The following is a 7,186-nucleotide window of genomic DNA, read 5'->3' as shown; positions in this document are numbered from 1 at the left end:
AAGCGCTACATCGCCCGAGACCTCTACCGACGCCTCGAAAACCCACCCCAACCACTTGACGCACCATAGGAGCGTCCGACCCGCCGGTCCCGGCGGGCCGGTCGGGACAGCCCGGTTCCGCCGGCTCGACCACGGCGCGGGGCCGGACGATCGGCGCACCGTCACCGGCCCGGTGAGCCGCGCCGCCGGCGGAGCCGCGCTGGGTAAGGTGCCTCTTCATGAGAGCCCGGGTCCTGGCCGCCGTCACCGCCGTCACCCTGCTCGCGGCCGGTGCGCCCGCCCCGGCGCGGGGCGCGCCCGCGCCGGCTCCCGCTCCCGCTCCCGGCGCCGTGGCGCCCTGCCCACGGCTGCCCGCGCCGAAGGTGTCCCGGCCGCCGCGTCCCGTCCCGCCGGCGTCGGTGCCCGAACAGCAGGTGGTGGGCGGCGAGACGCTGGCCGGTCCGGGCCTCGTCACGCCGCCCGGCAGTCCCGCGCCGCCCGCGGTCACCGCCACCACCTGGCTGGTCGCCGACCTGGACAGCGGCGCCGTGCTGGGCGCCTGCGGGCCGCACGCGTACGGCACCCCCGCCAGCACCCAGAAGCTGCTGCTGGCCGCCACCATGCTCAACCGCCTCGACCCGAAGCAGGTGGCCGTCGCCACCGCCGCCGACCTGGACATCGAGCCGGGCAGCTCGGCGGTGGGCCTGCTGGTCGGCGGGCGCTACCCGGTGGAGACGCTCTGGCTGGGCCTGCTGCTCCAGTCCGGCAACGACGCGGCGAACATGCTGGCCCGGCTGGGCGCCGGCAGCGCCCGGGCCGGGGTCGACCAGATGAACGCCGAGGCACGCCGGCTCGGCGCGCTCCAGACCCACGCCGTCACGCCGTCCGGCCTGGACGGCCCCGGGCAGTTCACCAGCGCGTACGACCTGGCGCTGATCGCCCGCGCCTGCTTCGCCGACCCCCGCTTCGGCCGGTACGCGATGACCGAGCGGGCCCAGATCCCGGCCCAGCCCGCGCTGAAGAAGGGCGGGTTCCAGATCCAGAACGAGAACCAGCTCATCTACCGCTACCCGGGCGCGCTGGGCGGCAAGACCGGCTTCACCGAGCTGGCCCGGCACAGCTACGTCGGCGTCGCCCAGCGCGGCGGGCGCCGGCTGGTGGTGACGCTGCTCGGCGCCGAGGCCCGCCCGGTACGCGGCTGGCAGCAGGGCGCGCAACTGCTCGACTGGGGCTTCAGGCTGCCCCGGGACGCGTCGGTCGGCCGGCTGGTCGACCCGGGTGAGCTGGACCAGCCGGCCGCGCCGGCGGCGACCCGGGAACCCGCGGCCGCCGCGCCGGCGACGCCGACGTCGCGACCGTGGCGGGGGCCGGCCGGCACCGCGCTGCACCGGATGGCCGACGGTGACTGGGCGCTCATCGTGCCGGCCGCCGGCCTGCTGGCGCTCGTCGTCGGCGGGACCGTGGCGGTGCTCGCCGCCCGGCGGGGCCGGCTCCGGCGGTCCGGCCGCCGCCGCGCCTGACCGCCGCGCCGATCCCGCTCGGATCCGTCCGCCGGCCGCGCCGACCGGTCCCGCTCGGACCGCTCGGCCTGACCGGTCCCGGTCCCGCCGCGTGGACGCCGTCCGGGTGGGTATGCGCCGCCCATGGCGCACCCGGGACGGATCGTGGTGGTCTCCGCGGACATCGGCGCCGGACACGACCGGGCCGCCGACGAGCTGGCGGAGCGCCTGCGCGGTCGGGGGTTCCAGGTGGACCGGTTGAACCTCCTCCATCTGCTGCCCGGGCCGGTGCACCGGGCGGTGCGGGAGACGTACCGGGGGGTGTTGCACCGGCTACCCCGGGGCTACCACCTGCTGTTCCGGCTGACCAGCCGGTCCCGGGTGTCCGTTCGCGTCATCCGCGCGCTGCTGCGCCCGTTCCGGGCCCGGATCCGCCGCCGCATCCCGCCGGACACGAGGGCGGTGGTGACCACCTACCCGTTCGCCAACCAGCTTCTCGGCCCGCTGCGGCGCGGCGGCCGGCTCCGTGTCCCGATTCTCACCTACGTGACCGATTTCGTGGTGCACCCCACCTGGCTCGCGCCGGGCGTGGACGTCTACTGCACGATGCGGCACGCCGAGCTGCAACGGGACGCCGACGCCGACGTCGCGGTGGTCGAGCCGCTGGTCTCCCGGGCGTTCGCCGGCGGCGCCGGCCTCGACCGGCGGCGGGCCCGGGAGCGGTTCGGCCTGCCGTACGACGGCGTGCTCGCCCTCGTGGTGGCCGGTTCCTGGGGCGTCGGCGAGGTGGCGGCCACGGTGGCGGAGGTCGGCGCGACCGGGGCCCGACCGGTGGTGGTGTGCGGGCGCAACGGGTCGCTGCGCCAGCGACTGAGCGGTCCCGGCCGGCACGTGCTGGGCTGGGTGGACGACATGCCGACGCTGATGCGGGCCGTGGACGTGGTGGTGGAGAACGCCGGCGGGTTGACCTGTCAGGAGGCGCTCGCGGCCGGGGTGCCGGTGGTCACCTACCGTCCCCTGCCGGGGCACGGGCGGGCGAACGCCGACGTCCTGGCCCGGTCCGGTCTCACCCGGTGGGCGGGCACCCCGGAACAGCTCGGCCCGGTGCTCGCGGCGGTGCTCGACGCCGGCCCGCCGGCCCCGCCGCCGCACCGCGCCCCGCCGCCGGGGACCGCCGGGCCGCGCGCCGGCCCGGTGCCGGAGGACCCGGTCGGACTGGTCGCCGAGGCCGCGCGCCGGGCCGCCCCGGCCGGTCCGGCCGACCCGGGGCGTCGGCCGCTGCTGGACCCGGTCGGCGACGCGGTGGCCGTCGTCGCCGCGCTGCTCCAGTCCACCGGCGGACTGCGGTGAGGACCGCCGCCCTGGCCGCGGCGGTGGCGCTGCCGCTGGCCCACGCGGCGCCGGCGGTCACCGCGTTGCCGGCCCTCCGGCAGCGCCTGCTGCCCGGTCTGCACGGCCTCGGGTCGCCGGACCGGGTCGCGCTGACCTTCGACGACGGCCCGGACCCGGAGTCGACGCCCCACTTCCTGGACGTGCTGGCCGCGCACCGGATCCGGGCCACGTTCTTCGTGCTCGGCGTGATGCTGCGGCGCCGACCGGACCTGGGCCGCCGGCTGGTGGCGGCCGGACACGAGGTCGCGCTGCACGGCTGGGCGCACGACAACCTGCTGCTGCGCGGGCCGGCCGGCACCGTCCGTGACCTGACCCGCGCGTACGACCTGGTGGCGGACGTGACCGGCCGGCCGCCGGCGTTCCTGCGCCCGCCGTACGGGGTGCTCACCGGCGCGGCCCTGGTCGCCGCCCGGCGACTGCGTCTGCGGCCGGTGCTGTGGAGCTGCTGGGGTCGGGACTGGACGGCGTCGGCGACCGGGGACGGCGTCCGCCGCCGCGTCCTGGCCGGGTTGCGCGGCGGCGGCACGGTCCTGCTGCACGACTCCTCCTGCGCCGCCGCGCCGGGCGCCTGGCGGGCCGGGCTCGCCGCGTTGCCCGGACTGCTCGCGGAGTGCCGCCACCGGGGGTGGCAGGTCGGCCCGCTCGGCGGCCACGGGCTCGCGGCGCGCTGACCGCAGGGGCGGGACCCTACGCCACCGCACCGCCGCCGGGGCGCGAATCCCGGAGCCGGTGACCCGTTCGGGTCGGCGTGGCTAGCGTGCGGGACATGAGGACCTGGGGACCGTCCGTGGCGCTGGCCGCCGCCCTGCTCCTGCCGCTGTCGGCGCCGGTGACACCCGTCGTGGCGGCGACCCGGACCGGCGGGCCGGCCCGCCGGCTGCCCGGTGGGGCGCCGCCCTGCCCGAACGTGCCGGCCCCGGCGACCCGTCCGCCGCAGGCCCCGCCGCCGCCGGACCCGGCCGCCCGGTCCGTCGGTGGCGCGGCGCTGGACACCACCGGACTCGTCGTGCCGCCCGCGGCGACCGCGACGCCGCCGCCGGTGACCGCGACCTCGTGGCTGGTCGCCGACCTGGACACCGGCGCGGTGCTCGGCGGCTGCGGCCCGCACGAGTACGGCGTCCCGGCCAGCGTGCAGAAGCTGCTGCTGGCCGCCACCGTGCTGCCCCGGCTGGACCCGGACCGGGAGGTCACCATGACCGCCGGCGACCTGGCGATCGAGCCGGGCAGCTCGGCCGTGGGGCTGGCCGAGGGCGGGCGCTACCGGATCGAGACGATCTGGCTGGGCCTGCTGCTGAAGTCGGGCAACGAGGCGGCCAACGCGCTGGCCCGGCTCGGGGGCGGCCCGGACGGGCTGGCCGGCGGCGTCCGCGCGATGAACGACGAGGCGCATCGGCTCGGCGCGCGGCAGACGCACGCGGTCACGCCGTCCGGACTGGACGGCCCGGGGCAGTTCACCAGCGCGTACGACCTGGCGTTGATCGCCCGGGCGTGCTTCCGCGAGCCGGCCTTCCGGCGCTACACCGCCACCCGCACCGCGCAGGTGCCGGCCCAGCCGGCGCTGCACGAGAAGGCGTTCCAGATCCAGAACGACAACATGCTGCTGGACCACTATCCGGGCGCGCTGGGTGGCAAGACCGGCTTCACCGATCTGGCCCGGCACACGTACGTCGGCGCGGCCGAGCGCGGCGGGCGCCGGCTGGTGGTGACCCTGCTCGGCGCGGAGATCCCCACCCAGCGCGGCTGGCAGCAGGGCGCGGCGCTGCTGGACTGGGGATTCGGGCTGCACCGGGACGCGGCGGTCGGCCGCCTGGTGGAGCCGGGCGAGCTGGACCGCTCGCCGACGCCCGCCACCGGGGCCGCGTCGGCGCTGGCCGGGCACGCCGGCCTGGGCGGCGGCGCGGCGCGGCCCGGCGCCGGGTCGGGCGTCGGCGTGCCGCTCACGGTGGGCGCGGTGGTGGTGGCCGGGGGAGCGGTGCTGCTGGCCCGTCGCCGTCGGCACGCCGCGGCGGTGGCGCTGTCGGCCGCGCCCGGCCTGCGGAAGCCGGAAATTCCGGAAGGCGACTGAGAAGTCCGACTGGTCAGCGGCCGGCGGGGGCGGCGGTGCTGTCCCGCACCACCAGTTCGGTGGCCAGTTCGATCCGGGGCGACTCGATCTCCTCACCCTGAGCCAGGCGCAGCACGGTGCGGGCCGCGAGGCGGCCCATCTCCACCAGCGGCTGGCGCACGGTGGTCAGCGGCGGCGAGGCCCACCGCGCCTCGGGCAGGTCGTCGAAGCCGACCACGGAGACGTCGTCGGCGACCCGCAGGCCGCGGCGGCGCACCGCCTCGTAGACGCCGAAGGCCATCTGGTCGCTGGCCGCGAAGATCGCGGTGGGCGGGTCGTCGAGGTCGAGCAGCGCGCCGCCGGCCGTGTAGCCGGAGGCGTGGTAGAAGTCGCCGGGGTGGACCAACCGGTCGTCGGCCGGCACGCCGGCGGCGGCCAGCGCGGCCCGGTAGCCGTCCAGCCGGGCCCGGCTGCACAGCAGGTGCGGCGGGCCGGCGACGAACCCGATCCGCTGGTGGCCCAGGCTCAACAGGTGCTCGGTGGCGGACAGGCCGCCGGTCCAGTTGGTGGCGCCGATCGCCGGCACGTCCGTCCCGGCCACACCGGCGTCCGGGTCGACCACCACCACCGGCACGTTGAGCCGGCGCAGTTGCGCGTGCACCGCCGGGCTCAGGTGCGAGGTCACCACGATCACCCCGTCGGACGCGCGGGCCCGCAGGTTGTGCAGCCACTGCCGGGTGGAGCTGGACTCGCGGTGCACGGCCGAGACGACGATGCCCACCCCGGCGGCGTGGCCGACGTCCTCCACCCCGCGGATGATCTCCACGGCCCAGGGGCTGTCCAGGTCGTTGAAGACCAGGTCGACCAGGTCCGCCCGGCGCACCGTGCGGCTGTTGCGGCGTCGGTACCCGTGGTGGCGGAGCAGCTCCTCGACCCGCTCCCGGGTGTCCGGCGCGACGTCGGAACGCCCGTTGAGCACCCGCGACACGGTGGGCACGGAGACACCGGCCTCCCGTGCGATCGCGGTGATGGTCACCCTGCGCTCGTCGTCCGCGCTCACCCGTGTTCCCTTCGCCGGCTGCCGGACCGACCGGAAAACCGTTCCGCCCCACGGACATCTTGCCGTACGCCGAGGGCTTGACGACAGATCGACCCGGCCCTAGCGTTCGGACAACTTGCGGAAATCTTCCGGAAACGCGTCGGCGACCGTGCCGCGACGCGCCCCCGCCGACCCGACGAGGAAGCCCAGGCGTGTTCACCGACCTGACCGAGGCCGAGCTCCGCCAGTACCGCAGCGACCTGCGCGAACCCGCCGACTTCGACGCCTTCTGGGCCGAGACGCTGGCCGAGGCCCGCTCCTGCGGCGACCCGGTGACCGCGACCCCGGTGCCGACCCCGCTGGCGGCGGTGGACGTCTTCGACGTGACCTTCCCCGGGTTCGCCGGGCAGCCGGTCCGGGCCTGGCTGCGGGTGCCCCGCGACGCGCCCACGCCGCTGCCGACCGTGGTGCAGTACGTCGGTTACGGCGGCGGACGCGGCCACCCGCTGGAGAACCTGCTCTGGTCCGCCGCCGGCTTCGCCCACCTCCAGATGGACACCCGTGGCCAGGGCTCGGGGTGGAGCCGCGGCGACACCCCGGACGTCGCGGCGGCCGGGCCGCAGGCGCCCGGCATGGCCACCCGGGGCGTGGAGGAGCCCCGCCGCTACTACTACCGGCGCTTCCTCACCGACGCGGTCCGGGCCGTCGACGCGGCCCGTGAGCTGCCGGGCGTCGACCCGACCCGGATCGCCGTGCTGGGCCACAGCCAGGGCGGGGCCGCCGCGCTGGCCGCCGCCGCGCTGGCCCCGGGGGTGCGCGCGGCGGTGGCGCACGTGCCGTTCCTCTGCGACATCCCCCGCGCCGTGGGGCTCACCGACTCGGCGCCGTTCCGCGAGATCCGGGACTACCTGGCCGTGCACCGGGACCGGGCGGAACAGGTGTTCCACACGCTCGGCTACGTCGACGGGGTCGCGTTCGCCAGGCGCGCCGACGTGCCGGCCCGCTTCTCCGTCGCGCTGATGGACGAGATCGTCCCGCCGTCGACGGTCTACGCCGCGTACCACGACTACCGGGGCGAGAAGGAGTTGACGGTCTGGCGCTTCAACGGCCACGAGGCGGGCGGCATCGACGACGACGCCGCCGCGGTCGACTTCCTCCACGCGACGCTGGGGTAAGGAGGGGGGGCGGGGTTAAAAAAAGCTGTGTAAAAAGGGCCCCCCCCAGAACCCAGGT

Annotated in this window: 6 protein-coding genes; 5 read left to right on the top strand and 1 reads right to left on the bottom strand. The window is 77.2% G+C overall.

Annotated elements, in window-relative coordinates:
* Positions 1 to 218: 218 nt before the first annotated feature.
* The 4 genes from ACLQ2W_RS22920 to ACLQ2W_RS22905 all read left to right on the top strand — a co-directional run bounded on the left by ACLQ2W_RS22920 (position 219) and on the right by ACLQ2W_RS22905 (position 4,935).
* The gene (locus ACLQ2W_RS22920) at positions 219 to 1,499 is read left to right on the top strand and encodes a D-alanyl-D-alanine carboxypeptidase family protein (RefSeq protein ID WP_425788478.1); all 1,281 of its coding nucleotides are present in this window, start codon (positions 219 to 221) and stop codon (positions 1,497 to 1,499) included.
* A 123-nt stretch (positions 1,500 to 1,622) separates the two neighbouring features.
* Positions 1,623 to 2,828 carry an MGDG synthase family glycosyltransferase gene (locus ACLQ2W_RS22915; protein WP_425788476.1) on the top strand — a complete coding sequence of 402 codons (1,206 nt, stop codon included), beginning with the start codon at positions 1,623 to 1,625 and terminating at the stop codon, positions 2,826 to 2,828.
* Positions 2,825 to 3,541, top strand: a complete 717-nt coding sequence (locus ACLQ2W_RS22910; RefSeq protein WP_425788474.1) for a polysaccharide deacetylase family protein — start codon at positions 2,825 to 2,827, stop codon at positions 3,539 to 3,541. The genes ACLQ2W_RS22915 and ACLQ2W_RS22910 overlap by 4 nt, the downstream gene beginning before the upstream one ends.
* Before the next feature lie 95 nt (positions 3,542 to 3,636).
* Positions 3,637 to 4,935 carry a D-alanyl-D-alanine carboxypeptidase family protein gene (locus tag ACLQ2W_RS22905; protein WP_425788472.1) on the top strand — a complete coding sequence of 433 codons (1,299 nt, stop codon included), beginning with the start codon at positions 3,637 to 3,639 and terminating at the stop codon, positions 4,933 to 4,935.
* Between the two features lie 13 nt (positions 4,936 to 4,948).
* Here ACLQ2W_RS22905 and ACLQ2W_RS22900 read toward each other — a convergent pair whose 3' ends face one another.
* Positions 4,949 to 5,974 (bottom strand): LacI family DNA-binding transcriptional regulator, encoded by a 1,026-nt coding sequence (locus tag ACLQ2W_RS22900; RefSeq protein ID WP_425788470.1) that lies wholly within the window; start codon positions 5,972 to 5,974, stop codon positions 4,949 to 4,951.
* 191 nt (positions 5,975 to 6,165) lie between these two features.
* Here ACLQ2W_RS22900 and ACLQ2W_RS22895 point away from each other — a divergent pair, with 191 nt between their 5' ends.
* On the top strand, positions 6,166 to 7,128 hold the full coding sequence (locus tag ACLQ2W_RS22895; protein WP_425788468.1) for an acetylxylan esterase: 963 nt from the start codon (positions 6,166 to 6,168) through the stop codon (positions 7,126 to 7,128).
* Positions 7,129 to 7,186: the final 58 nt, after the last annotated feature.

Source organism: Micromonospora sp. DT227 (assembly GCF_049841835.1).
Classification (GTDB): domain Bacteria; phylum Actinomycetota; class Actinomycetes; order Mycobacteriales; family Micromonosporaceae; genus Micromonospora.
The sequence above is the reverse complement of the archived record's forward strand: the minus strand, read 5'-3'. Positions and strand labels throughout refer to the sequence as shown.

Coding starts and splice junctions, on each gene's coding strand:
- ACLQ2W_RS22920 (WP_425788478.1), top strand. CDS start 219: ATGAGAGCCCGGGTCCTGGCCGCCGTCACCGCCGTCACCCTGCTCGCG.
- ACLQ2W_RS22915 (WP_425788476.1), top strand. CDS start 1,623: ATGGCGCACCCGGGACGGATCGTGGTGGTCTCCGCGGACATCGGCGCC.
- ACLQ2W_RS22905 (WP_425788472.1), top strand. CDS start 3,637: ATGAGGACCTGGGGACCGTCCGTGGCGCTGGCCGCCGCCCTGCTCCTG.